22 protein-coding genes and 2 pseudogenes are annotated in these 23,417 nt (G+C 72.7%); 10 read left to right on the forward strand and 14 right to left on the reverse strand.

What is annotated here, in order from left to right; genetic code table 11:
• Window positions 1-171: 171 nt before the first annotated feature.
• The 5 genes from ACGFMM_RS31650 to ACGFMM_RS31670 all read left to right on the forward strand — a co-directional run bounded on the left by ACGFMM_RS31650 (window position 172) and on the right by ACGFMM_RS31670 (window position 6,359).
• Window positions 172-1,560: an ABC transporter substrate-binding protein gene (locus ACGFMM_RS31650; protein ID WP_393649909.1), complete on the forward strand. Its 1,389-nt coding sequence runs from the start codon at window positions 172-174 to the stop codon at window positions 1,558-1,560.
• Window positions 1,557-2,510 carry a carbohydrate ABC transporter permease gene (locus ACGFMM_RS31655; RefSeq protein ID WP_393649910.1) on the forward strand — a complete coding sequence of 318 codons (954 nt, stop codon included), beginning with the start codon at window positions 1,557-1,559 and terminating at the stop codon, window positions 2,508-2,510. Before ACGFMM_RS31650 ends, ACGFMM_RS31655 begins: the two co-directional genes overlap by 4 nt.
• Window positions 2,507-3,424 (forward strand): carbohydrate ABC transporter permease, encoded by a 918-nt coding sequence (locus ACGFMM_RS31660; protein WP_393649911.1) that lies wholly within the window; start codon window positions 2,507-2,509, stop codon window positions 3,422-3,424. Before ACGFMM_RS31655 ends, ACGFMM_RS31660 begins: the two co-directional genes overlap by 4 nt.
• 79 nt (window positions 3,425-3,503) lie before the next feature.
• A complete protein-coding gene (locus ACGFMM_RS31665; protein ID WP_393649912.1) occupies window positions 3,504-4,952 on the forward strand; it encodes a GH1 family beta-glucosidase in 1,449 nt (482 codons plus the stop codon).
• Window positions 4,953-5,126: 174 nt separating this feature from the next.
• On the forward strand, window positions 5,127-6,359 hold the full coding sequence (locus ACGFMM_RS31670) for a serine hydrolase domain-containing protein (RefSeq protein ID WP_393649913.1): 1,233 nt from the start codon (window positions 5,127-5,129) through the stop codon (window positions 6,357-6,359).
• 28 nt (window positions 6,360-6,387) lie between these two features.
• Here ACGFMM_RS31670 and ACGFMM_RS31675 read toward each other — a convergent pair whose 3' ends face one another.
• Window positions 6,388-7,284 carry a LysR family transcriptional regulator gene (locus ACGFMM_RS31675; RefSeq protein WP_393649914.1) on the reverse strand — a complete coding sequence of 299 codons (897 nt, stop codon included), beginning with the start codon at window positions 7,282-7,284 and terminating at the stop codon, window positions 6,388-6,390.
• A gap of 118 nt (window positions 7,285-7,402) precedes the next feature.
• Between ACGFMM_RS31675 and ACGFMM_RS31680 the strand changes: the two genes are divergently transcribed.
• On the forward strand, window positions 7,403-7,762 hold the full coding sequence (locus ACGFMM_RS31680; RefSeq protein WP_393649915.1) for a DoxX family protein: 360 nt from the start codon (window positions 7,403-7,405) through the stop codon (window positions 7,760-7,762).
• A 112-nt stretch (window positions 7,763-7,874) separates the two neighbouring features.
• Here the strand turns inward: ACGFMM_RS31680 and ACGFMM_RS31685 are convergent, their stop codons facing one another.
• The 8 genes and pseudogenes from ACGFMM_RS31685 to ACGFMM_RS31720 all read right to left on the reverse strand — a co-directional run bounded on the left by ACGFMM_RS31685 (window position 7,875) and on the right by ACGFMM_RS31720 (window position 16,772).
• A complete protein-coding gene (locus ACGFMM_RS31685; protein ID WP_393649916.1) occupies window positions 7,875-9,524 on the reverse strand; it encodes a glycosyl hydrolase family 8 in 1,650 nt (549 codons plus the stop codon).
• A gap of 143 nt (window positions 9,525-9,667) precedes the next feature.
• Window positions 9,668-10,744: a winged helix DNA-binding domain-containing protein gene (locus tag ACGFMM_RS31690; RefSeq protein WP_393649917.1), complete on the reverse strand. Its 1,077-nt coding sequence runs from the start codon at window positions 10,742-10,744 to the stop codon at window positions 9,668-9,670.
• On the reverse strand, window positions 10,741-11,457 hold the full coding sequence (locus tag ACGFMM_RS31695) for a response regulator (protein WP_393649918.1): 717 nt from the start codon (window positions 11,455-11,457) through the stop codon (window positions 10,741-10,743). The genes ACGFMM_RS31690 and ACGFMM_RS31695 overlap by 4 nt, the downstream gene beginning before the upstream one ends.
• Window positions 11,454-12,677, reverse strand: coding sequence for a sensor histidine kinase (locus ACGFMM_RS31700; protein WP_393649919.1), 1,224 nt, complete (start codon window positions 12,675-12,677; stop codon window positions 11,454-11,456). Before ACGFMM_RS31700 ends, ACGFMM_RS31695 begins: the two co-directional genes overlap by 4 nt.
• Window positions 12,678-12,684: 7 nt before the next feature.
• Complete coding sequence (locus ACGFMM_RS31705; protein WP_393649920.1) at window positions 12,685-13,365, reverse strand: DUF998 domain-containing protein; 681 nt, start codon at window positions 13,363-13,365, stop codon at window positions 12,685-12,687.
• Between the two features lie 162 nt (window positions 13,366-13,527).
• Window positions 13,528-15,225, reverse strand: coding sequence for an FAD-dependent oxidoreductase (locus tag ACGFMM_RS31710; RefSeq protein WP_393649921.1), 1,698 nt, complete (start codon window positions 15,223-15,225; stop codon window positions 13,528-13,530).
• A 33-nt stretch (window positions 15,226-15,258) separates the two neighbouring features.
• Window positions 15,259-16,203 (reverse strand): annotated as a pseudogene (locus tag ACGFMM_RS31715) (diiron oxygenase).
• Window positions 16,204-16,379: 176 nt separating this feature from the next.
• The gene (locus tag ACGFMM_RS31720; RefSeq protein ID WP_393649922.1) at window positions 16,380-16,772 is read right to left on the reverse strand and encodes a winged helix-turn-helix transcriptional regulator; all 393 of its coding nucleotides are present in this window, start codon (window positions 16,770-16,772) and stop codon (window positions 16,380-16,382) included.
• 116 nt (window positions 16,773-16,888) lie between these two features.
• Between ACGFMM_RS31720 and ACGFMM_RS31725 the strand changes: the two genes are divergently transcribed.
• Window positions 16,889-17,734: an NAD(P)H-binding protein gene (locus ACGFMM_RS31725; protein WP_393649923.1), complete on the forward strand. Its 846-nt coding sequence runs from the start codon at window positions 16,889-16,891 to the stop codon at window positions 17,732-17,734.
• Between the two features lie 51 nt (window positions 17,735-17,785).
• Window positions 17,786-18,454: a class I SAM-dependent methyltransferase gene (locus tag ACGFMM_RS31730; RefSeq protein WP_393649924.1), complete on the forward strand. Its 669-nt coding sequence runs from the start codon at window positions 17,786-17,788 to the stop codon at window positions 18,452-18,454.
• A gap of 223 nt (window positions 18,455-18,677) precedes the next feature.
• Here ACGFMM_RS31730 and ACGFMM_RS31735 read toward each other — a convergent pair whose 3' ends face one another.
• Entirely contained in the window at window positions 18,678-19,727 is a 1,050-nt protein-coding gene (locus ACGFMM_RS31735; protein WP_393649925.1) for an enoyl-CoA hydratase/isomerase family protein, read from the reverse strand.
• Between the two features lie 165 nt (window positions 19,728-19,892).
• Between ACGFMM_RS31735 and ACGFMM_RS31740 the strand changes: the two genes are divergently transcribed.
• Complete coding sequence (locus tag ACGFMM_RS31740; protein ID WP_393649926.1) at window positions 19,893-20,672, forward strand: SGNH/GDSL hydrolase family protein; 780 nt, start codon at window positions 19,893-19,895, stop codon at window positions 20,670-20,672.
• A 54-nt stretch (window positions 20,673-20,726) separates the two neighbouring features.
• Here ACGFMM_RS31740 and ACGFMM_RS31745 read toward each other — a convergent pair.
• The 4 genes and pseudogenes from ACGFMM_RS31745 to ACGFMM_RS31760 all read right to left on the reverse strand — a co-directional run.
• Window positions 20,727-20,837 (reverse strand): annotated as a pseudogene (locus ACGFMM_RS31745) (IS5/IS1182 family transposase); the annotation flags it as partial.
• 9 nt (window positions 20,838-20,846) lie between these two features.
• Window positions 20,847-21,212, reverse strand: coding sequence for an iron chaperone (locus ACGFMM_RS31750; protein WP_393649927.1), 366 nt, complete (start codon window positions 21,210-21,212; stop codon window positions 20,847-20,849).
• 497 nt (window positions 21,213-21,709) lie between these two features.
• On the reverse strand, window positions 21,710-22,042 hold the full coding sequence (locus tag ACGFMM_RS31755; RefSeq protein ID WP_393649928.1) for a hypothetical protein: 333 nt from the start codon (window positions 22,040-22,042) through the stop codon (window positions 21,710-21,712).
• Window positions 22,043-22,096: 54 nt separating this feature from the next.
• The gene (locus tag ACGFMM_RS31760) at window positions 22,097-22,918 is read right to left on the reverse strand and encodes a LysR substrate-binding domain-containing protein (protein ID WP_393649929.1); all 822 of its coding nucleotides are present in this window, start codon (window positions 22,916-22,918) and stop codon (window positions 22,097-22,099) included.
• Between the two features lie 57 nt (window positions 22,919-22,975).
• On the opposite strand from ACGFMM_RS31760, the gene ACGFMM_RS31765 reads away from it, so the two are divergent.
• Window positions 22,976-23,356, forward strand: a complete 381-nt coding sequence (locus ACGFMM_RS31765) for a DUF5997 family protein (protein ID WP_393649930.1) — start codon at window positions 22,976-22,978, stop codon at window positions 23,354-23,356.
• Window positions 23,357-23,417 lie beyond the last annotated feature (61 nt).

The raw sequence follows: 23,417 nt of genomic DNA on the forward strand, positions 1-23,417 counted from the left end.
CCCATGCCGTAGTCACCTTACCCGAGGCACGGCGCGAACCGAATCAGTGCACGCCTCTTGACACCCGCGCCGGGTGCGCAGGACGCTTCCGGGCAACGCCGTGGGAGCGCTCCCATCTTCATCGGCGCACCCCGGCCCCACCCGCACACCTCACTGAACGAGGAGAGCGCCATGCGCACATCCGGCACCGGCCGCAGACCGTTCCGCACGACCGAACGCACCACCACCCGCACCACTACTGGCACCACCGTCACCCGCACGACAGCCGCGCTCGCCGCGCTCGCCGCCGGAACCGCCCTGCTCTCCGGCTGCGGCAGCAGCGACGACGGCGACAACGCGGGCGCCGACGGCAGGATCACCCTGCGGATCGGCACCTTCGGCTCCTTCGGCTACGACGACAAGACCGGCGCCAAGCTCTACGCCGAGTACGAGCGGCTGCACCCGAACATCAAGATCGTCGAGTCGAACGTGGCCGACGGCCAGAAGTACTGGGACACCCTCAAGCTGCGGCTCTCCCGCAACAGCGGCCTCGCCGACATCCAGGCCCTCGAGGTCGGCTACATCGCCGAGGCCACCGGCCCCGCGCTCGCCGGCAAATGGGCCGACCTGAGCAAGACCGGCGGCGCGGACCTGGGCGCGTACCTCGACTGGAAGGTCAAGCAGGCCACCACCGCGGACGGCAGGGTCATCGGCCTCGGCACCGACATCGGCCCCATGGCGATCTGCTACAACAAGGACCTCTTCGCCAAGGCCGAGCTGCCCACCGACCGCGCCGAGGTGGCCAAGCTCTGGGCCGGCGACTGGGGCAGGTTCCTGGAGGCGGGCCGTACGTACGCGAAGAACGCCCCGGCCGGGACCGCCTTCCACGACTCCGCGAGCGGCCTGTTCAACGCGGTGCTCTCCAGCAGCCCCGTCCAGTACGCCGACGCGAGCGGCACGCTCGACTGGGAGAACAGCCCCGGCGTGAAGCAGGCCTGGGACACCGCCGTCGCCGCGGCGCAGGGCGGAATGACCGCGAAACTGCGCCAGTTCGACGAGAAGGGCACCTGGAACGCCGGCTTCAAGAACTCGCGGTTCGCCACCGTCGCCTGCCCCAGCTGGATGACCGGCATCATCAAGGACCAGGCCGGCCCGGACAACCAGGGCAGGTGGGACATCGCCGCGCCGCCTGTGGCCGGCAACTGGGGCGGTTCGTTCCTCGGCGTCCCCAAGTCCGGCAAGCACGTCAAGGAGGCCGCCGAGCTGGCCGCCTGGCTGACCGCGCCCGCGCAGCACGCGAAGGTCTTCGGCGTGAACGGCAACATCCCGTCGACCAAGGACACGCTCACCTCCCCGGCCGTGCAGGGCGCGAAGCTGCCGTACTTCGGCGACACCCCCGTCGGTCAGATCTACTCGGCCGCCGCGGCCGGCATCAGGCCCGCGCCGATCAGCCGCTGGGACGGCCAGGTGAAGACCTTCCTCACCGACAACGGCATCCTGGACATCGAGCAGCGCGGCACGGAGCCGGCGAAGGCCTGGGAGAACGTCAGGAAGCTCGTCGACGACAAGATCGACCAGTGAGCGCGACTGCGGCCGTCCGGCGCAGCCGGCCGGCCGTCCGGCACAGCCGGCTCTACCGCTGGGACCTGAAGGCGACCCCGTACGCCTTCGTCGCTCCCTTCTTCCTCACGTTCGCCGCGTTCGGGCTCTTCCCGCTGATCTACACGGGCTGGCTCTCCCTGCACCGGGTGGAGCTCGGCGGCGAGGCCGCCTGGAAGGGACTGGAGAACTACACGGACCTCGCGGGCAGCGAGTTCTTCTGGAACGCGCTGGGCAACACCTTCACCATCGGGGTCATCTCGACCGTGCCCCAGCTCCTCATGGCGCTGGGCCTGGCCCATCTGCTCAACTACCGCCTGCGTGGCCGCGCGTTCTTCCGCGTGGCCGTGCTGGCCCCCTACGCCACCTCGATCGCGGCGGCGACCCTGGTCTTCGCCCAGCTCTTCAACCCCGACTACGGGTTGATCAACACCTTCCTGGGGTGGGCGGGCGTCGGATCGGTCGACTGGGAGGCGTCGAAGTGGCCGGCGCAGATCGCCATCTCGACGATCGTCATCTGGCGCTGGACCGGCTACAACGCGCTGATCTACCTGGCCGCCATGCAGGCCGTGCCGCGCGATCTGTACGAGGCGGCGGCGCTCGACGGGGCCTCCCGCCGGCGGCAGTTCGTCAGCGTCACGATCCCGTCGATCCGGCCGACCATCCTGTTCACGATCGTCGTCTCCACCATCGGCGCGACCCAGCTGTTCGGCGAGCCGATGCTGTACGGCGGGAGCGTCGGCATCAGCGGCGGCAGCGGCAACCAGTACCAGACGCTGAGCCTGCTGATGTACGAGAAGGGCTGGATCACCGGCGCGCTGGGCCAGGCGTCGGCCGTCGCATGGGTCATGCTGCTGCTCCTGCTGCTGATCGGAGCGGTCCAGGCCCTCGTCGCCCGTACGCAGCGCAAGAATCCGGGGGTCCGCGCATGACGCAGACGCAGACGCAGACAGAGACGAAGTCCCAGTCGGCTCCACGGTCGGACATTCCGGCCGCACCCCCTCGCCGCCGCGGCGCCGGCCGCCAGCACCACGCCGGGCCGCTCGCGTACGTGCTCCTCGGCGTGGCGGCGCTGGTCTCGCTCTTCCCGCTGTACTGGAACCTCGTCGCCGCCTCGCACACCGGCGAACGCGTGGTGGAGGCCCCGGCGCCGCTGCTGCCGGGCCCGCGGCTGTTCGACAACCTGTCGTTCGCCTGGAACCAGGTCGACATGGGCGAGGCGCTGGTGAACACCACGGTGGTCGCGGGTCTCGTCGCCCTGTCCACGGTGCTGTTCTCCACGCTCGCCGGCTTCGCCTTCGCCAAGCTGCCGTTCCGGGGCCGGAACGCGCTGCTCGCCCTCGTGGTCGCTACGATGACGGTTCCGCCGCAGCTCAGCGTCATCCCGCTGTACCAGATCATCACGGACCTCGGCTGGGTGGACCAGCTCCAGGCGGTGGTGCTGCCGTCGCTGGTCGCCGCGTTCGGCGTGTTCTTCATGCGCCAGTTCCTCGTCGAGGCGCTGCCCGTCGAGCTGGTGGAGGCGGCCCGGGTGGACGGGGCGCACAGTCTGCGCGTCGTCTGGCACGTGGTGTTCCCGGTGGCCCGGCCGGCCATGGCCGTGCTGGGGATGCTGGTGTTCGTGCAGGCCTGGAACGATTTCTTCTGGCCGTTCATCGCGCTGACGCCGGACGGGAACCCGACCCTTCAGGTGGCGCTGGCCGGCCTCGGCTCCGGGAACCACAGCGTCGACCAGGCCATCGTGCTCACCGGCGCGCTGATCTCCACGCTGCCGCTGCTGCTGGTGTTCGCCGTGCTCGGCAAGCACATCGTCGGCGGCATCACGGCCGGAGCCGTGAAGAACTGACACCCCCTCTTCGTCGCGAACCTCCTGCCTTCGAACCTTCTCCTTTCGAACATCTCTCCTGCGTTGGGAGCGCTCTTCCATGACCGCGTCCGAGACCCGGCCGCTCACGGCCACCGCCCGGTCCCTGTCCTTCCCGCCCGGCTTCCTGTGGGGCGCCGCCACCGCCGCGTACCAGATCGAGGGCGCGGCCCGTGCCGACGGGCGTACGCCGTCGATCTGGGACACGTTCTCGCACACCCCCGGCAAGGTCTTCGAGGGCCACACCGGCGATGTCGCCGTGGACCACTACCACCGGTACCGGGACGACGTCCGACTGATGTCCGAACTCGGCCTCAGCGCCTACCGGTTCTCCGTCTCCTGGTCCCGGGTCCAGCCGACCGGCCGGGGGCCGGCCGTGCAGAAGGGCCTGGACTTCTACCGGCGCCTCGTCGACGAACTGCTGGCCGCCGGCATCGAGCCCGCGCTCACGCTGTACCACTGGGACCTGCCGCAGGAACTGGAGGACGCGGGCGGCTGGCCGGAGCGGGCGACCGCGGAGCGCTTCGCGGAGTACGCCGCCCTGCTCGCGGGCGCGCTCGGCGACCGCGTCGAGCGCTGGACGACGCTCAACGAGCCCTGGTGCAGCGCCTTCCTGGGGTACGGCTCCGGCGTCCACGCGCCGGGCCGCACCGACCCGGTGGCCGCGCTGCGCGCCGCCCACCACCTCAACCTGGGCCACGGCCTGGCCGTCCAGGCGCTGCGTGCGGGGCTGCCGTCGGGCGGCGAACTCGCGGTCTCGCTGAACCTCCACGAGGTACGCCCGCTGACCGGCTCCGTCGCGGACCGCGAGGCGGCGCGGCGGATCGACACGGTCGGCAACGGAGTCTGGCTCGGCCCGATGCTGGACGGCGGATACCCGCCGGAGCTGCTCGCCGACACGGCGCACCTGACGGACTGGTCGTTCGTACGGGACGGGGACGAGGCGGCCATCGGGCAGCAGCTCGACTGGCTGGGCGTCAACTACTACACACCTACGGTGGTTTCGGCCGTCGCCGAGGGCGAGGCGAAGCCACAGGACGACGGGCACGGCGACAGCGAGCACTCCCCCTGGCCGGGCGCGGACGCGGTGGCCTTCCACCGGGTGCCCGGGGAGCGGACTGCGATGGGCTGGGGAGTGGACCCGAGCGGCCTGTACGACCTGCTGACCCGGGTGTCCGCCCGGTATCCGGGACTGCCGCTCGTGGTGAGCGAGAACGGAGCGGCGTACGAGGACGAGGTCGGTCCGGACGGCTCCGTCGACGATCCGGAGCGGATCGCCTACGTGCGCGGCCATCTGGAGGCCGTGCACCGGGCGATGGCCGACGGCGCGGACGTGCGGGGCTACTTCCTGTGGTCGCTCCTGGACAACTTCGAGTGGGCGTACGGGTACGCGAAGCGGTTCGGGGCGGTGAGGGTCGACTACGAGACGCTGGAGCGGACGCCGAAGGCGAGCGCGCGGTGGTACGCGCGGGTGGCCGCGTCGGGCGAAGTCCCGCCGCCGCCCGCCTGAGGACGGGTCCGGCGTGGTGCCCGCCGGTCGGCGCGGGATCGGCGCGGGATCCGCGACGCTCGGCGGCTGATCCGTTCGGGCCGCGTCCCGAGGATGGATGTCGTCAACGGCGAACAGAGCCGCCCTCTGGGGTTCGGCCCCGCTCGCCCTCCTCGATCGCGAAGGGACGACACCATGAGGATCCGAAGGGCGCTCTGCGGAAGCGCGGTCGCGCTCAGTGTGTGCGTGGGGACCGTGGCGGCGGCTCCCGCGCCGCACGGCGCCGGAGCCGTGCACGCGGCCGAGGACGGCCTGGACACGGCGGAGCTCCGGTCCGCCATGGACGGACTCCACCGGGCCGGCATGCCGGGCGTGTTCGGCGAGGTGCGGGACCACGGGCGGGTGTGGCGCGGGGCGTCCGGCGTCGCCGACGTGCGGACCGGCAGGCCCGTCCGCCCCGACATGCGGCACCGGGTCGGCAGCGTCACCAAGACCTTCACGGCCGCGGCGGTCATGCAGCAGGTGGAACGCGGCCGGATCCGGCTCGACGCGCCGGTCGGCGACTATCTGCCGGACCTGGTGCCGGGCGAGCGCGGCCGCCGGATCACGGTCCGGATGCTGCTCAACCACACCAGTGGGCTGCCCGACTTCATCCCGTACGCCTTCCCGTCGATCCAGGGCTTCCCGTCCCTGCCGGAGGTGTCGGCCGAGAGCCTCGACGAGAACCGCTACCGGCGGTTCCGTCCGGCCGAGCTGATCGCCCTGGGGCTCCAGGCCCCGCCGACCGGCGAGCCCGGCGGCTCCGTCGGCGTGTACTCGAACACCAACTACCTGCTGCTCGGGCAGCTGTTGGAGCGGGTGACCGGCACCACGGCGGAGCAGTACATCACCCGGAACGTCATCCGGGCGGCCGGCCTGCGGCACACCGGGTTCCCGTCCGGCGCACACGTGGAGGGGCCGCATTCGCGGATGTACGAAGGGCTGTGGGGCGTGCTGAACCCGCCGCGGGACTACAGCGTGTACAACATGTCCTGGGTGACGACCGGGGCGGGGCTGGTGTCGACCATGGAGGACCTGAACCGCTTCTACGCCCTGCTGCTCGACGGCCGGATCGTCGGCCGGCAGTCGCTGGAGGAGATGCAGCGGACGATCCCGGTCCATCACCTGGACGGCTCGATGATCGAGTACGGCCTGGGGCTGCAGAAGGTTCAGGTCCCCGGCTGCGGTGTCTTCTGGGGTCACGGCGGCACGGTGTGGGGCGCGGGCACGATGACGCTGACCCGGGACGACGGGCAGCGGCAGATGTCCGTCGCGATCAACCTCATGCGCTGGGCCGCGCCGGGCGAGGAGGAGTCGCACCCCATCGACCGAGCCCTGTCGGCGCTGCACGGCAAGGCCCTGTGCGGGGACGCGGCCGACGCGGGGTGAGCGCCTACTACCGAGCCGGGGTGAGCGGCTACCGCGCCGGGCGCTGCCCGAGGCAGCAGGCGACGAAGTCCTGGACGAGGGGATCGGCATCGGCGGCCGGCGGCCAGGCGACGCCGACGCTGGTGGGCGCGACGCCGGTGACGGGGCGGTACACGACGCCGGGGCGTGGGTAGAAGCGGGCCGCCGACTCGGGGGCGAGGGCGATGCCGTAGCCGTTGGCGATGGCGGTCAGCCAGTCGTCGGGGTGCTCGGTGACCGCCCCGATGCGGACCGGCCGCCCCTCGCGGGCGTCCACGGCCAGCCAGTACTCCTGCCAGGCGCCGGTCTCCCCGGGGGCGGCGACGAACGGTTCGTCCCACAGCTCGCGGAACGGGATCTCGTCGCGGTCGGCCAGCCGGTGGCCGGCGGGCAGCACGATCCACCGGGCCTCGCTCAGCAGGACCTCGGTGCGCATCCGCTCCTGTCCGGGGAAAGGCAGCCGGAGCAGCGCCGCGTCGACGTCCCCGGCGGCGAGTCCGGCGGTCGGGTCGGACCACGGGGCCTGCCGCATCTCGACCCGCCAGTCCGGCCGGCGTTCGTGGAAGGCGGCGGTGATGCGCGGGGTGAGTTCGTTGGCGGCGCTGGCGAGGAAGCCGACGCGCAGGACGCGCGCCGCGCGCGCGGCCGCGTTCCGCGTCTCGCGGCGCATCCGCTCCCAGTCGGCGAGCAGGCCGGGGACGCCGGCGGCGAGGGCGCGGCCGGGTTCGGTGAGCGCCATGCCGGACTTGGAGCGGGTGAACAGCCGGACGTCGAGGAGTGCTTCGAGGTGCCGGATCTGTTTGGTCAGCGCCGGCTGCGAGACGTAGAGGCGTTCGGCGGCGCGGGTGAGGCTGCCTTCCTGGGCGACGGCGGCGAAGTAGCGGAGCAGCCGGGTGTCCACATCCATGCCGTCAGGTTATGGATACGGGTATTGGACCCGCAAACGGCGGACCGCGCAGGGTGGTGGAGGGGCGGCGGGCGGCCTTCCGGCCGTCGGCGCCCTTCGATCCCGCCAGGAGGTTCCCGTGCTGTTCGCCGTGTACGCCGTCGTCACCGTCCTCGCCGCCGCCGTGCTCGCGTACGGCTCGTACCTCGACCTCGCCGGGCATCCGTCGATCGTCGCGATCGCGGACCGGCTCAGCGTGCCCCGGTCGTGGATGGCGCCGCTCGGCGTGTGCCTCGGCGCGGGTTCGCTGGGGCTGCTGGCCGGGTTCGCGGTGCCGGTGCTGGGGACCGCCGCCGGGGTGGGGCTCGTCCTGTACTTCGTCGGGGCGGTGGGGGCGCATCTGCGGGTGGGCGACCGGCGGTTGGGCGGGGCGCTCGGGTTCCTGGCGCTGTCGGCCGCGGCGCTCGCGCTCGGCGTGGCGGTGCACGGGGCGGTGTGACCGGAGAGAACGGGGGTGACCGGAGACCACGGGGGCGGTGTCACCGGAGACCGCAAGGCCCCGCCTCGTCCCACGGGGGTGGACGAGGCGGGGCCGGGGCGCTCCGTCGCTCCTACGGGACCCAGTGGTTGCCGGTGACCGTGATCATCGTCTGGAGCTGGATGCTCGCGCCGAAGTAGCTGTCGGTCTGGATCGGAGTGGCCAGCATCTTGTTCCAGAGCGCGTCGAGCCAGCCCTGGCTGCCGGCGTCCGTCATCGCCGCGACGGCGAAGGGCGCGAAGAAGGCGGGGTCGCTGCCGGAGGAGATCGGCGAGCCGTTGAGCGCATAACCCGTGGCGATCTTGTTCGGGTCGCCGCCGGTCTTGCCCCTGATCCAGCTGTTGAGCTTGCGCGCCGCCGCGAGGGACTTGGCGTCGCCGCTGGTCACCGCGTCGTCGCCGATGCGCCACGGGGTGCGGCAGGCGTTCCACCAGTACTTGCCGTCGTTCGGGTCCTCCAGGACCTGCCCCGGGGCGGGCTTGGGGGTGGTGTTCGTGTTGACGACGAAGTCCGGCAGCAGGCCGGTGCCGGGGGCGTAGGCGGACTGGAGGTTCGCGATCTGGGTCTGGTGCGCGGTGCGGACGGCGTCCCAGGTGGTGTCGCCGGTGGCCTTCCGGAAGGCGCGGAAGTGGTCGACCATCCAGTCGGAGGTCCGGCTGATGTAGTAGTACTGGTCGCCGGAGCTGCTCCAGTCGCCGAGCTTCAACAGCCGGGTGGACGGGTTCAGCTCGTCCTTCTTGATGGCGTTGATGTGCTTGATCGCCAGGTCCTTGTAGTTGTACGTGCCGCCGCTGCCCCACTGGCGGTCGGCGAGCAGCAGTCCGTACGCCACGTCCATGTCGCCGTCGGTGGCGCCGTCGCCGCCGTTGACGCTGCGGCAGGAGGTGTCCTGTTCGGCGGCGAGCAGGTTCGGGTTGATCGAGGAGGGGTGGTCGATCATCCATTTGACCAGGCCGTCGAAGATCTTCTTTGCGTTGGGGTCGGCGCCGGCCATGGTCGCGGTGACGACCATGCCGTACCCCTGGGCCTCGGCGACGTAGGGGTGGTCGGCGTCCGGGGAGATCACCTGGTACCAGCCGTTGCCGCAGTTCTGCCGGACGAAGGCGGACTTCCAGCTGTTGTAGTACGAGACGACCTTCTGGTCGAGCATGGCCGGGGAACCGGAGGGCCGGAGCATGCCGGCGGCGTACGGCTGGGTGTGGCTGCCGAACGGGACGGCCGGGCCGCCGCCTCCGGTGCCGGTGGGGCTGCCGTAGACCTCGAACTCCCAGAGGGAGTAGCCGTACGGGGTGCCGCGGGTGGTGCCGTACATGCGGACGTAGCGGCCGGTGCCGGAGACGGCGAGGTCGTCGGTGGCGCCGTCGCCGGTGGTGGTGGCGTGGACGTCGGTCCAGGTGGAGCCGTCGGCGGAGGTCTGGATCCGGTACGCCTTGCCGTACGCGGCCTCCCAGTTGAGCTTCACGCGGGAGATCGTGTGGTTCGAGCCGAGGTCGACGCGGACCCACTGCGGGTCGGCCCCCTCCGCGCTGGCCCACCGGGTCGCCGCGTCGGCGTCGAAGGCGAGGGCCGCGCCGAATCCGCTGCCCTCGACGGAGGAGGCGGTGGCGGGCCGGCCGGACGAGACCAGGGTGTCCGCCGCCGCGTTCGCCTGGAGCGGGAGGGCGGTGAGCGGGAGGGCGAGGAGGCCCGCGAGGGCCAGGAGTCCTGTCCCGTGACGTCGCATCACAACTCCTTCATGGGGGTTCGGAAGAGTGGGGCGCGTGGAGGTCAGGAAACTTTCCTAACCATTGCCGGGGAGAGTAGAGACGCGGACGCGAGGTGCGCAAGGGCCTTGGCGCGAAAGGCCGTTGTCCCGCAGGTCGGGCGCTACTCCGCCCGCAGGAACCGGCGAACGTCCGCGATCTCCGCGTCGAGGGCGGCACGTTCGGCCACGGGAAGCGGGGCGAAGAGGTCGACGTGCACTTCGGCCGTCGTTGGCGTGACCCGCCGCGTCCAGGTTCCGGCGACGAGGCCGTCGACGAGCACGGTCGGACGCAGAACGCCGCCGCCGGGCCACACGGCGCGCTCATGGGCGGCGGGCACGGAGAGGGCACGACTGCGGTAGCCGGTGAGGTAGTTGTCGTAGGCGGGGAGGAGGCGCACGTCCGGGCCGTCGACGTCCTGGTCGTCGTCCTGCTGGCCGGCGAGCACCGAGAGTCCCTCGTACGCGGCGGTCGACTCCCCGAGCGTGCGCCACGCGTTGCGGGCCTGGCCGAGCGGGAGCCCCGACCAGCCGGCGAAGTCCTGGACGTCGGCGGGCCCGTAGGCGCGCAGATAGCGGCGGGCGAGCTCCACGGCGGCGGTCTCCAGGCCTGGCCCCTCCCCCCTGACCGGCAGCCAGTCGTCGAGCAGTACGAAGGTGGCCTCGCCGGCCCGCTCGGGCCCGTGGACGAGGATCCCGCGCAGGGCGGCATGGCGGATCAGGTGGAACGCCGCCTGTCCGACGGGCTCGACGCCGAGCGGCGCCAGACGCTCCGTCAACTCCGCCCGGGTGAGCGGCCCATGGTCGGTCACGGCGCGCCGCAGGGCCGTGTCGGCGCGTTCGCGCAGGTCCGCGGCGAGGCCGAGTTCGCGGTACCGCCGTTCGCCGGCGCTCAGCAGACGCGGGGCGAGCAGCCGCAGCAGCCAGCGCAGGTCGGCGGCGGGGACGGTGTGCAGGGTGCCGCGCATGAACCAGCCGCGGACGATGCTCCGCTCGTCCTCGTACGCGGCGCGGATCGCCTCTTCGCCGATGCCGCGGCCGCGCGCCCGGATCCCGAGCTGGGCGGCGACTGCGTCCTGCGCCTGCACGGCGAAGACCCGGCGGACGACCGCCGCCACGTCGCCCTTTCGGACGCCGCCGCCGATGGCCTGGGCCCTGGCCCGTGCCCCTCGGACGCGCCGTTCCCGCTCCTGCTCCGTCACGCCCCCGCCTCCTGCCCGTCGACGCCGATCCCCGCATCGGCGGCTTCGATTCGGCCCGTTCGGACGAGACCCGTCTCGTAGGCCAGGATGACCAGTTGGACACGGTCGCGGACCCCGAGCTTGGCGATGGCCCGAGTGACGTGTGTCTTGGCGGTGAGCGGGCTGATGACGAGGCGGTCGGCGATCTGCTCGTTGGACAGGCCCGTGGCGATCAGGTGGACCACCTCGCGCTCCCGGTCGGTGAGCACGCCGAGCCTCTCCCCGGTGTCGGTGGGCTGGACGGGGCGGTGGCTGAACTGCTCGATGACCCGTCGGGTCACGCTCGGCGAGAGGAGCGCGTCCCCGGCGGCGACGGCCCTGACCGCCTGGCGCAGATCGTCCGGCTCGATCTCCTTGGTGAGGAAGCCGCTCGCACCCGCCCGCAGGGCGGCGAAGATGTACGCGTCGGTCTCGAAGGTGGTGAGGACGATGACCCGGCAGCCGGTCGACTCCGGGTCGGAGACGATGCGTTCGGTGGCGGTGAGACCGTCCGTACCGGGCATGCGGATGTCCATGAGCACGACGTCTGGGCGCAGCGCGCGGGCGCTTCGGATCGCCTCGTCGCCGGCGCCCGCCTCGCCGACGACCTCGATGTCGCGGGTGCGGCGGAGCAGGCTGCGGAAGCCCGCGCGCACCAGGGCCTGGTCATCGGCGAGTAGGACCTTGATCGTCATGACGGGAAGACTGGCACAGGAAGCGTCGCGCGGACCGCATAACCTCCCTGTTCCTCTTCCGGACCGGCGGTGAGGCTTCCGCCGAGCGCGTGGATCCGCTCCCGCATGCCGGTGATCCCGTGGCCCGGCGTCGCCGTGTGGGTGGCCGTGGGCATCGATTCGGCCGGGCCTCCGGGACCGTCGTCCACTACTTCGACCGTCAGCTGCCCGTCCGTACGCCGCAGAGTCACGGTGGCACGGCGGGCGCGGGCGTGCCGGACCGTGTTGGTCAGCGACTCCTGCACCACCCGGTACGCGGCCAGTTCGACCGGGGCGGGCAGGGACCGGATGTCCCCGGTCGTCTCGAGCCGTATCTCCAGTCCGCTCGCCCGCGTCCGTTCGAGCAGGTCGGGCAGCCCGTCGAGCCCGGTCCGCGGGGCGAGGCCCGAGTCCGCGTCCTCCGTCCCTTCGGAGGGGTCGCGCAGGAGCTCGACGAGGGAGCGCAGGTCCTGCACCGCCTGCGTCCGCACCTGTTGCGCGATCGTGAGGGCGTCACGGGCCTCTTCGGTGGAGTCCTCCAACGCCTCCCCCGCGACGCGCAGTTGCACCCCGACGACGGTGAGCGTGTGGGCGACGACGTCGTGCAGTTCGCGGGCGATCTGCAGGCGTGCCTCAGTGATGCGGCGTCCCGCCTCCCGTTCCCGCTCCCGCTCGGCGCGGCGCATGCTCGCGGCGAGTTCGGCGCGCCAGCGGCGCGCGTTGCGGGCGGCGGCCGCGGCGGCGAGGACCGCGGCCAGCCACAGCGTCTCCGCACCGACCGTGCCGAGCACCGTACGCGCGTCCTCCCCCGCCGCGAACTCCCAGCTCGCGGCGAATCCCAGCTCGACCGCGCCGATCCCGATCGCCCACGGCAGACCCGGCCGTCCGGGCCGGTCGTCGACGGCCAGGGCGACGTAGGCGACGGTGGCGGGCCACACCCAGCCGACGTCCGTCAGACCGGCGCTGCGGAAGACGATCACGGCCTGGACGCTGAGCAGCAGCGTGACCACGGGCCACCGGCCGCGGAGGAACAGCACCAGTCCGAGCTGCAGGGCAAGGGGAACCACACCCGCCTGGTCGAGCCGGCCGCCCAGGAGCGCGGTGCCGGCGAGGACGCCGACGGCGGTCACCCCGGCCAGGGCCACGTCGACGGGCAGGGCGTCGCCGAGGCGGCGCGCGAGGACGGGCGGGTCTGTGGTCATGGGCTCATCATCCATGGGCGTGCCGGCCGTCACGGGACCGAGCCGGTAGGGCGGTCGCGGCCAGGGCCAGCCACGCCAAGTCGGCTGCGAGCGCGAGGCGTTCGACGAGGCCGACCAGGGTCGGCGCCGAGCCGAGGCTCAGGGACGGGCCGTCCATGACGTCCACCAGGCACACGGCGAGCGCGAGCGTGGTCAGGACGGAAGCGGCCGTGGCCGCGCGCAATGCCGCGCGTCCCGACGGCCATCGGGCGGCCATCGGACCGGTGAGGAGCAGCGCCGCCACCGGCAGCGCCACGAACGCCGGCCAGGCCGCCGTGCCGTGCACCATCTCCGAGACCGAGGGGCGACTCCAGCGTCCTGGCGGGTCGGCGGGGAAGACCGCGGCCACGAGCACCCCGCAGGACCAGACGGCCAGTGCCGCCCGCCCCGTACGGCGGGCCGCCGACCGGCCGGGTACGCGTCCGAGCCGTACCGTGAGCGCCACCGACGCCGTGCCGATGGCGATCAGGGCCAGGGTGACGAGCCAGCCGGCCGAGCCGTTCACGTACCGGCTGACCACCTCGCTCACCGGGCTGTACTGCGGGGTGAGCACGTCGGCCGCGGCGATGGACGCGCTCGCCACGGCGAGTGCGGCCACCGTGGCCCGCCGCGTCAGGTCCGGTCGGCGGACGTCCCGGATCGTCGTCATGTTGTCGTGTCTCCTCGTCGGTCGTCGGGTCGATGAGGAGGACGGTAGAAAGACCGGGGCTCCGGAGTCGTCGTCCCTGCGCTGTCACTCGCGCGTACCTGATGCGCGTACCCCCGTACACCGTTCGGTGTACGGGGGTACGGCCGGCGGGGGCAGGCCGGCTCAGCGGGCGAGGCTCCAGCGGCTGCGGCGTTTGGAGGCGGCCACCAGGTCGCCGACGGTGGCGAGTTTGACGCGGGGGCGGCCGTCGGCGGCGCCGCGGGCGGTCTCGGCGCGTTCGATGGCACTGAGGCCGCGGGCGTCGACGAGGTGGTCGGCGCGCCTGCGGACCAGGCGGTGGAAGGCCTTGGCGTCGCGGGCCGGCGAGGGGGTGGTGAGCGCGCCGGCGACGGCGTCCGCGAGCAGGGTGCCGACGGTCTCGGCGGCGCAGGTGCGGTTGGCGCCGATACCGCCGGAGGGGCCGCGCTTGATCCAGCCGACGACATAGGTGCCCGGCCGGCCGGCGACGCGCCCGCCGTCGTGCGGGACGGTCCCGGTGACCTCGTCGAACGGCAGACCGGCGACGGGCTCGCCCCGGTAACCGACGGCGCGCAGGAGCAGCCCGGCCTCGATGTCCCGGACGCCGGCCGCGTTCTCGGTGCGCACGGCGCGGACCCGGTCGTCCCCGAGCACCTCGACCGGGGTGCTGTGGAAGCGCAGCACGATCCGGCGGCGGCCCTCCGCGGGCGGGCGGGTCCAGTCGACGCTCTCCCGGGCGACGTCGCGCAGGACCGCGGCCTTGCCCTTGGGCGCGGCGGCGTCGACGGCCGTACCGGTCCGGGGGTCGTGGTCGTCGACGACGAGGTCGACGCCGGGCAGGTGCTTGAGCGCGAGCAGTTCGGGCACGGTGTACGCGGCGTCCTCGGGGCCGCGCCGGCCGAGCAGGACGACCTCGCGGACCGTGCCGGCGCGCAGCGCGACCAGCGCGTGGTCGGCGATGTCGGTACGGGCCAGGGTGTCGGGGTCGGCGAGCAGGATGCGGGCGACGTCGAGGGCGACGTTGCCGTTGCCGACCACGACGACCCGCTCGGCGGACAGGTCGACGGCGTCGGGGGCGACCTCGGGGTGCGCGTTGTACCAGGCCACGAAGGCGGTGGCGGAGAGGCTGCCGGTCAGGTCCTCGCCGGGGACGCCGAGGCGGCGGTCGGCGGACGCGCCGACGGCGTAGACGACGGCGTCGTGGTGGGCGGCGAGCTCTTCGGCGGTGATGTCGTCGCCGACGTTCAGGCCGAGGTACATGCGCACGCGCGGGTGGTCGTGGAAACGGGAGAAGGTCTCGCCGACCTTCTTGGTGGCGGGGTGGTCGGGGGCGACGCCGTAGCGGACCAGGCCGCCGGCGACCGGCAGCCGGTCGACGAGGGTGACCTCGGCGTCGGTGTGCAGGAGCAGGTCCTGGGCCGCGTACATGCCGGCCGGGCCGGTACCGACGACGGCGACCCTGAGCGGCGCGAAGTCGGAGGGCAGTACGCGGGGGAAGGACGGCTCGCCCCAGGCGTGGAAGTTGGGGCCGTGCCCGGCGGGCTCCGGAGCGGTCTCGGTCTCGGTCTCGATCTCGGTCTCGATCCCGGCGTCCTCGTAGTACGCCGCGTTGATCGCCGCGTACTCCTTGCGCGGGCCGATGAGGGAGTCGACCGGGAAGATCGCGTCGACGGGGCAGGCGTCGGCACAGGCGCCGCAGTCGATGCAGGCCTTGGGGTCGATGTGCAGCATGTCCGTGCTGCCGAAGGCCCGCTCCTCCGGCGTGGGGTGGATGCAGTTGACCGGACAGACGGCGATGCAGGTGGCGTCGTTGCAGCAGGTCTGGGTGATGGCGTAGGTCATGGCGTCGCTCGGATCGGCTCTGGGGGCGGCGGGTCAGATGAGGTGGGCGCGCTTGTAGAACGCCAGCGCGGGCCGGGTCAGCAGGCGGCAGGAGGCGAGGAAGTCCATCAGCCCCGAACAGCTGGACCGCATCATCGACTTGTGGTGCTGGTTGGCGCGGGCCTCGGCGAGGGCTCGCTCGGTGTCGAGCCCGGCGTTCGCGTAGACCTTCTTGTTCACCATGCTGGTGACGATGAACTAGGACGCGACGGCGACGACGAAGGCCTGGATCTGGCGGCGTACGCGGCCGGCGCCGGCGAGTCGCTTGCGCGTCTCGTCGCGGGCGTACTTCATGTGCCGCGACTCCTCGACCACGTGGATGTTGTTGATGGTGCGTACGAAGGGCACCACGCGTTCGTCGCGCATCCAGTCCCGCTGCATCACGTCGAGGACCTCCTCGGCGACGAGGATGGCGGCGTACGCGGCCTCGCCGAAGGCCAGCGTCTTGAAGGCGCGGCCGAGTTCGAGGACGTAACGAGGCGGCCGGTAGGCGGGGGCGCCCAGCTTGGCGGCGCCGCGGGCGAACATGATGGAGTGCCGGCACTCCTCGGCTATCTCCGTGAGGGCCCACTGGAACGTGGCGTCGGTGGGGTCCTTCGCGTAGATGTCGCGCAGCACCATCTGCTGCAGGATCATCTCGAACCAGATGCCGGTGCTGGCGACCGAGGCGGCCTCCTGCCGGGTCAGCTCCTTGCGCTGCTCCTCGGTCATCTCGTTCCAGTACGCGGTGCCGTAGAGCGAGCACCACTCGGGGCTCGCGCCGTGGAAGTCCTTGTCGAGCGGGGTGTCCCAGTCGACCTCGGTGGCCGGGTCGTACGACAGGATCGCGGCGGACGCGAGCAGGCGGCGCGCGACGGCGTGCTCCTCGCAGTCCTCGCGGTCCTCGTGGGGTCGGCCGTCCCGGTCCGCGGTCTCCGGGCGGACGATGCTGCTGGCCATGCTGCGGCTCCTCGGCTCGACGTCTCTGCTCGCTGTCTTGTGCGTGCGTACGCAGGGCGTGGCCGGGCGGCCGGGAGCGACGCCCACGCTCCCGGCCACCGGCTTGTTAGACGGACCGTACAACAAGGGATGTGCGCGAGCCTACCCCCGAGTAAGAACGAACTCCCGGGCCGCGTTCAGCGGGGTCCACCGGCCGCGTCGTAGGCCTCGCGGGCCTCCTCCACACGGTCGAGATGGCCCGCGGCCCATTCGGCGAGATGCGCGAAGAGCGGGGCGAGACTGCGGCCGAGCTCGCTGATCTCGTACTCGACGCGGGGCGGGACCTCGGGGTGGTACGTGCGCACGACGAGACCGTCCCGCTCCAGCTGCCGGAGCCGTTGGGTGAGCACCTTGGGCGTGATCCGGGCGATTTGCCGCTCCAGCTCGACGAAGCGCAGCCGGCCGTGGGCGTGGAGGGTCCACAGGATCGGCGTCGTCCACCGGCTGAACACGATGTCGACGACCGGGCTGACCGGGCAGGCGAGCTCCGGATCCCTGTCCGCCCGCTGCTTCCAACTCACTTCCGCCATCAGGCACTTCCCTCTCGGTGGGTCACTATCCCCTAGGTACCTACTATGCGCCCGCTGTTAGCGTCCGGGCATTGCCGATGCGGGGTCAAACCCGCTTGTTTCCTTGGGAGTTCCTTGTGTTTGTGGTGACGGGTGCAACGGGCAACGTGGGGCGCGCACTGGTACGGATCCTCGCCTCCGCCGGGGAGCGGGTCACCGCCACCTCGCGCGGCGTCTCGGCGGCCGACGTCCCGGACGGCGTACGGCACGTGCCGGCGGACCTCGCGGACGCCGACGGGCTCCGCCCGCTGTTCGACGGCGCGGACGCGGTGTTCCTGCAGAACGGCGGGGCGAGCGCGCACCTCCTCGATCCGCGGGACCTCGTCGACGCGGCGAAGGCGGGAGGGGCCGGCCGGATCGTCCTGCTGTCCTCGCAGGGGGTCGCGACCCGGCCCGGTTCGGCCTCGCACGGCGAGATCGGCCTCCGGTTCGAGGACGCGGTGCGGGAGTCGGGGCTGGAGTGGACGATCCTGCGGCCCGGCGGGTTCGCCTCCAACTCCCTCGCCTGGGCCGAGTCCGTACGCGCCCGGCGGGAGCTCGCCGCGCCGTTCGCGGACACCGGTCTGCCCGTGATCGACCCGGAGGACATCGCCGAGGTCGGCGCGGCCGTCCTGCGCGAGGACGGCCATGCCGGCCGCGTGTACGAACTGACCGGACCGGTGCTCAGCACCCCGAGGGAGCGGGCCGCCGACCTCGCCGACGCGCTCGGCGAGCCGATCCGCTTCGTGGCGCAGACCCGGGACGAGGCGCATGCGGAGATGGTCCGCTTCATGCCGGAGCCGGTCGTCGAGACGACGCTGGACATCCTCGGTGCGCCGACCCCGGCGGAGCAGCGGATCAGCCCCGACGTCGAGCGGGTACTGGGCCGGGCCCCGCGCCCGTTCGCGGACTGGGCGGCCAGGAACGCGGCGGCGTTCCGGTGACCCGCCGACCGCGGAAGGACGTTGTCAGTGGCGGTCGGCAGTATCGGGAGGATGAACGAGCGCACCGCTGAGATCAGCGCCTACTGGGACGCCGCCGCGGCGGCCTTCGACGAGGAACCCGACCACGGCCTGCGGGCCGGACCGACCAGGGCGGCGTGGGCCGCCCGTCTGTCCGCATGGGTGGGGGCGGAGGGGGACGGAGGCGGGCTCGACGTCCTGGACGTGGGCTGCGGCACCGGATCGCTGTCCCTGCTCCTGGCCGGCGCCGGCCACCGGGTCACCGGCGTCGACCTCGCGCCGCGCATGGTGGAACAGGCCCGGACGAAGCTGCGGGACGCCGGACTGCCGGCCCGCTTCCTGGTCGGCGACGCGACACGGCCGCCGACGCAGGCGGAGCGCTTCGACATCGTCCTGTGCCGGCACCTGGTGTGGACGCTGCCCGATCCTGCGGCGGCGCTGCGGGAGTGGGTGGCGCGGCTGCGGCCGGGCGGGCGGCTGGTGCTGGTGGAGGGCCGGTGGCGGGAGTCCGGCGAGAAGGGCGTGCCGTACGTGGCGGGGGCGGCGGCGCTGCCGTGGAACGGCGGGGTGGGCGCCGCGGAACTGTCCGCCGCGGTACGGCCGCTGGTGTCCTCGCTGCGGATCGAGCCGTTGGGCGGCGAGCCGGAGCTGTGGGGCGGTCCCGTGGACGACGAGCGGTACGCGCTGGTCGCGGAGGTGTGAGCCGTCGCGCGGCCCGCGCCCACTCGCGTGCCCGCATATGCCGATGACTCGTTTCTGCACGAGTCTGTTGCGGCCGGGCGACGGGTGCCATCCTGATCACGGCGCCTGGCAGCCCCCCGAGATGCGAGGAGCCATCGGCCCCGCCCTGCGGTCTGCGCGGAGGCGGGGCCGCGCCGTCCCTCCCGCCCTCCCCACGGGAGGGCCGGCGGCGCGTTCCCCGGAGTCAGGCCGGGGCCGAGAGCCCCAGGTCGCCGCCCGGCGGGGCGGCGAAGTACCGGGCGACGTCCTCGTCCGTGACCTCGGCGAGCGTGGCCGGCGACCAGCGCGGCTCGCGGTCCTTGTCGACGACCTGCGCGCGGATGCCCTCCACCAGGTCGGCCGAGGCCAGCGCCGCGCAGGAGAGCCGGAACTCCATGTTCAGGACGGTCTCCAGGGAGTCCGCCCGGCGCGCGCGGCGGATCGCGGCCAGCGTGGTCTTCAGCGCCGTCGGCGACTTCGCGAGGAGTGTGGTGGCGGTCTCCTTCGCCTCGGGCGTGCCGGCCTCGAACAGCCGCTCCACGACGGCCTCCACGGTGTCGGCCGCGTAGCAGGAGTCGAGCCAGGCGCGCCGTTCCTCCAGCACCCCGGGCGGCGCGGTCCGCGCGAACGCGGCCACCGCCTCCCGAGCGGGCGTGCGGGTCAGCTCGGCGGCGAGCGCCGGCAGGTCCTCGGACGGTACGAAGTGGTCCGCGAGGCCCACGAGCAGGGCGTCCGCCGCACCGACGGGCGTGCCCGTGAGCGCCAGGTGGGCGCCCAGTTCGCCGGGCGCGCGGCCCAGCAGGTACGTGCCGCCGACGTCGGGCACGAAGCCGATGCCGGTCTCGGGCATCGCCACCCGGGAGCGTTCGGTGACCACGCGTACGGAACCGTGGGCGGAGACCCCGACGCCGCCGCCCATCACGATCCCGTCCATGAGCGCGACGTACGGCTTGCGGTACCGGGCGATGCGGGCGTTGAGCCGGTACTCGTCGCGCCAGAAGTCCGCCGACGCCGTGCCTCCGGCGCGGGCGTCGGCGTGGATCGCGCGGATGTCGCCGCCCGCGCAGAGCCCGCGTTCGCCCGCCCCCTCGATGACGACGGTCTCGACGGCCGGATCGTCCTCCCACCGGGTCAGCGCCTCGTCGATGCGCCGCACCATGGCGTGGGTGAGGGCGTTGATCGCCCGCGGCCGGTTGAGGGTGACGAAGCCCGCGCACCCCTCGGTGCGCAGGAGCACGTGCGGCTCGTCGGACATGGTCACGCCGTTCCTCCCGGAAGGATCTTCGGACCGGAACACCGTAACCGTTGAGCCGCGTGACCGTTGAGCCGCCCGAGTGACCTCATAGTCAACAATGCGAATACTCGCCTTCGCGTGTATCGTCGCCGACAGGTGAGAACCGGAGGGGAAGGCGGCGGGTCGATGCCCCGGTCCAGCGAGATGTACCGGCGCTATGTGGCGCTGGGCGACAGCCAGTCGGAAGGGCTCGGCGACGGGGACGACGTCGTCGGTCTGCGGGGGTTCGCCGACCGCCTCGCGGAACGCCTGGACGCGGTCGCGCCCGGAGTCCGGTACGCGAATCTGGCGGTACGCGGCCGGCTGGCCGGGCAGGTGCGCGCCGAGCAGCTCGGGCCCGCCCTGGCGCTGCGCCCCGATCTGGCCACCGTGGTCGCGGGCGTCAACGATCTGCTGCGGCCTCGGTTCGACGCGGCGGAGGTCGCCGGGCAGCTGGAGGAGATGTTCGCCGCGCTCCGGTCCGCGGGCGCGGACGTGGCCACCGTGACGTTCCCCGACATCGGCCGGATCGCCCCGCTCGCCAGGCCGCTGGCGCCCCGGGTGCACGACCTCAACGACCACATCCGCGCGGCGGCCGGGCGGCACGGCGTCGTGGTCGCCGAGACCGCGCGTCAGCCGGTCACCACGGACCCCCGGCTCTGGACGGACGACCGGCTCCACGCCGCGCCCCTCGGGCACGACCGGATCGCCGCCGCGCTGGCCCACGCCCTGGAGCTGCCCGGCAGCGACGACGCCTGGACCCGGCCGCTGCCTCCCGCGGCGACGCCGACCGGTCTGCGCGCGGCGGCGGCCGAACTGAGCTGGGCGGCCGGTTTCCTCGGCCCCTGGATCGTGCGCCGGCTGCGCGGCCGCTCGTCGGGCGACGGCCGGACGGCCAAGAGACCCGAGCTGCTGCCGCTCGCCTGACGCGCCGGACAGGCCTTGGACGTGCTTGAGATGTGCTCACAGCGTGTTCTGACCTCTGCGGAGGTGGGCGCGGACGGCGCGGGACAAATACCCGCGGTCGGCGAGCACGTGGGCAGGCCGGGTGCGCAGGTGCCCGCCGCCCGGCCGGGGCACGCGGATGCGTGCCTGACGGTGTCAGCAGATCTTGCCGGGCCGGACAGCAGTGGCCTTGAGCAGGTCCCGCAACAGACCGAAGTCAATGTTCTCCGGCCTGCGGAACCGCAGGCAGCCCTTGCCCATGTCCTGTACGGCCAGCCGCTCCTCGAACGCCTCACGGACGTCACTGCGCATGAGATAGAAGGAGATGTACTGCTTCTGGCTGGCAAACGCGATCTCGCAGGCACCGTCGCGCTCGTATGCGGGCATCCCGTAGGCCATGACCTCGTCGAAGCCCACCAGCTCCTCGCGGCACAGCTCCCGCATCTTGGTCAACATGACCCTGCGTTCCTCGGGAACCTCAGTCAGATAGCCGTCGACGTCGCTTGCCTTGCTCCGCACCATTCCGTGAGGCTATGCCGGATTCGAAACCCGTATCAACCTTCAAACACGCCCTGGTACTCCAGTGCGGTTTCGCGATCTACGTGCATGAGTCAGGGGATGGCCGCCGCCGGTAGGCGCTGCGGCGCGCCGAAGCCTGGTGCCTTCTTCGCCAGTCCGACCAGAGCAGGAGCGCGCTCAGAGAGCCGGTGGGCGGGCTGAGCAGGGCGCCGACCAGGCGGCGGATCTCCGGGACGGTCAGGTCGACCGGTTGACCGCTGCAGGCGGGGCGGTTCGGGCCCGCCGGTCCGGTCGGTCTCGCGTCGTCGCCAGCCACAGCCAGGAATGCCAGAGCGAGCAGCGCCAAGGTGATGTGCCGATGCCAGGCGGTCCAGTGGCGGACCCGAGCAGATGAGCACGTGCAGCGGCGCGGGGCTCCACCCGCCCGAACGGGCCCGCGGCCACTGCACTCTCTTCAAGAGTCCACACAACCCTTGATCATCTCGCGGTGGCCGCACGCGTCAGGCGCCGTAGTACTCGCCGTCGTCGCCCTGGACCCGCGCACCCAGCGTCTTCGCCACCTGGCACATCTTCGCGAGCAACACGTCGCACGGCCACTTGGCCGTGATCCTCCCGGCCCGCCAGTCCAGAGCGCCTCCGATCTCTGCGGCCTCCGGGCTCGCGACCAGCTCGGCAATCCATCGCGGTTCTACAAGCCAGCCGCCTTCGGGCATCGGGAACATCACCAGGTCGGGATCGGCAGCGACAACCGCCTCCCACTCCTGACTGCTGATGCCCGGTCCCTGCTCGTCCCACCAGTTCTCACGCCGCGTGATGTGCACGTCGTAGCCCATGAGCAGGCACGGTAGACCACGGAACCGACAAGATCGCGAAACCGCACTGGAGTACTAGGAGCGGCGGCGCGGCTTGCCGGGCTTGGAGCCCTTCGTACCGCCGCCGCCCGCGCGTCCGCCGCGCCCGGCGGCGGCCCGGCCGCCCGACTTCCCGGCGCCCGACTTGCCCGCGCCCGACTTCGCGGCGCCCGACTTCCCTGCGGCGGGCTTGCGCCCCGCCGCCGGCTTCGCGGCCCGCGCCGGTTTCTGATCGCCCTCGCCCGGACGGCGGCCCCGGGAGCTGTTCACGGTCCGGCCGCGGACGATGCCGATGAAGTCCTCCACCAGGTCGGTGGTCTCGTCCTTCGGCCAGGACAGGGCGATCTGCGACTGCGGCGCGTCGGTGACCGTCCGGTACGTGAGGTCCTTGCGGTGGTGGAGCCGGGCCAGGGACTGGGGCACGACGAGCAGCCCGATCCCGGCCGCGACCAGCTCGATCGCGTCGGCCGTCGTCGCCGGCCGCTCGAAGGCGGGCTTGGCCGGCGGGCGCTCCCAGCCGAGGGTGTCGTCGAGCGGGTGCAGCACGATCTCGTCGGCCAGCTCCGCCACGGCCAGCTCCTCGGCCGCGGCGAAGAGGTGGTCCTTGGGCAGCACGACGACCGTGGTCTCGACGTAGAGCGGGATCGCGCTCAGGTCGTCCGCGTCCACCGGCATCCGTACGAACCCGACATCCGCCCCGCCCTCGCGCAGCACGCCGAGCGCGTCGGCCGAGGCGACGGGGGTCAGGATCAGGGGAATGTCGGGGAGGCGCTCGTTCCAGATCCGGACCCACTTCGCGGGGGTCACTCCGGGTACGTACGCGAGGCGGAACGAGGGGGTTTCTTCCGAGCCGGTCACCGGACCAGGCTACCGGGAGTGGTCGGGACCAGCGCACATGCTCGATATTCTCGATGCATGACAGCGCAGCACAATCCCCAGACGATGAAGCCGGCGACCGCCGCGAAGAAGCTCAACGTGTACCTGCCGGCCACCCCCGCCGAGTTCCAGGAGGGCGTCGTCTCGCGCTCGGAGCTCGCCGCGCTCCAGGCCGACCCGCCGGAGTGGCTGCGTGAGCTGCGCCGCACCGGTCCGCACCCGCGGCCCGTGGTCGCCTCGAAGCTCGGCGTGTCGATCTCCGGCCTTGCCCGCGGCGGCGTCGCCGAGGCGCTCACCACCGAGCAGATCGAGGCGCTGAAGGCCGAGAACCCGGAGTGGCTCCAGAAGGAGCGCGCGACGCAGGCGGAGACCCGCAAGGAGACCGCCCGGATCAAGGCGAAGAACGCCGAACGCGACTGACCGCACGACGCGCCGGACCACGGCCCCGCCCCTCGGCCCCCGAGGGGCGGGGCCGCTCGCG

Origin of the sequence: Streptomyces sp. NPDC048604, from assembly GCF_043199435.1 — a bacterium.
Taxonomy (GTDB): domain Bacteria; phylum Actinomycetota; class Actinomycetes; order Streptomycetales; family Streptomycetaceae; genus Streptomyces.

Bases quoted from the DNA above. Each gene is read 5' to 3' on its own strand.
- ACGFMM_RS31650 (WP_393649909.1), top strand. From the start codon at position 172: ATGCGCACATCCGGCACCGGCCGCAGACCGTTCCGCACGACCGAACGC.
- ACGFMM_RS31660 (WP_393649911.1), top strand. From the start codon at position 2,507: ATGACGCAGACGCAGACGCAGACAGAGACGAAGTCCCAGTCGGCTCCA.
- ACGFMM_RS31665 (WP_393649912.1), top strand. From the start codon at position 3,504: ATGACCGCGTCCGAGACCCGGCCGCTCACGGCCACCGCCCGGTCCCTG.
- ACGFMM_RS31670 (WP_393649913.1), top strand. From the start codon at position 5,127: ATGAGGATCCGAAGGGCGCTCTGCGGAAGCGCGGTCGCGCTCAGTGTG.
- ACGFMM_RS31675 (WP_393649914.1), bottom strand. From the start codon at position 7,284: ATGGATGTGGACACCCGGCTGCTCCGCTACTTCGCCGCCGTCGCCCAG.
- ACGFMM_RS31685 (WP_393649916.1), bottom strand. From the start codon at position 9,524: ATGCGACGTCACGGGACAGGACTCCTGGCCCTCGCGGGCCTCCTCGCC.
- ACGFMM_RS31695 (WP_393649918.1), bottom strand. From the start codon at position 11,457: ATGACGATCAAGGTCCTACTCGCCGATGACCAGGCCCTGGTGCGCGCG.
- ACGFMM_RS31700 (WP_393649919.1), bottom strand. From the start codon at position 12,677: ATGACCACAGACCCGCCCGTCCTCGCGCGCCGCCTCGGCGACGCCCTG.
- ACGFMM_RS31705 (WP_393649920.1), bottom strand. From the start codon at position 13,365: ATGACGACGATCCGGGACGTCCGCCGACCGGACCTGACGCGGCGGGCC.
- ACGFMM_RS31710 (WP_393649921.1), bottom strand. From the start codon at position 15,225: ATGACCTACGCCATCACCCAGACCTGCTGCAACGACGCCACCTGCATC.
- ACGFMM_RS31720 (WP_393649922.1), bottom strand. From the start codon at position 16,772: ATGGCGGAAGTGAGTTGGAAGCAGCGGGCGGACAGGGATCCGGAGCTC.
- ACGFMM_RS31730 (WP_393649924.1), top strand. From the start codon at position 17,786: ATGAACGAGCGCACCGCTGAGATCAGCGCCTACTGGGACGCCGCCGCG.
- ACGFMM_RS31735 (WP_393649925.1), bottom strand. From the start codon at position 19,727: ATGTCCGACGAGCCGCACGTGCTCCTGCGCACCGAGGGGTGCGCGGGC.
- ACGFMM_RS31740 (WP_393649926.1), top strand. From the start codon at position 19,893: ATGCCCCGGTCCAGCGAGATGTACCGGCGCTATGTGGCGCTGGGCGAC.
- ACGFMM_RS31750 (WP_393649927.1), bottom strand. From the start codon at position 21,212: ATGGTGCGGAGCAAGGCAAGCGACGTCGACGGCTATCTGACTGAGGTT.
- ACGFMM_RS31755 (WP_393649928.1), bottom strand. From the start codon at position 22,042: ATGGGCTACGACGTGCACATCACGCGGCGTGAGAACTGGTGGGACGAG.
- ACGFMM_RS31765 (WP_393649930.1), top strand. From the start codon at position 22,976: ATGACAGCGCAGCACAATCCCCAGACGATGAAGCCGGCGACCGCCGCG.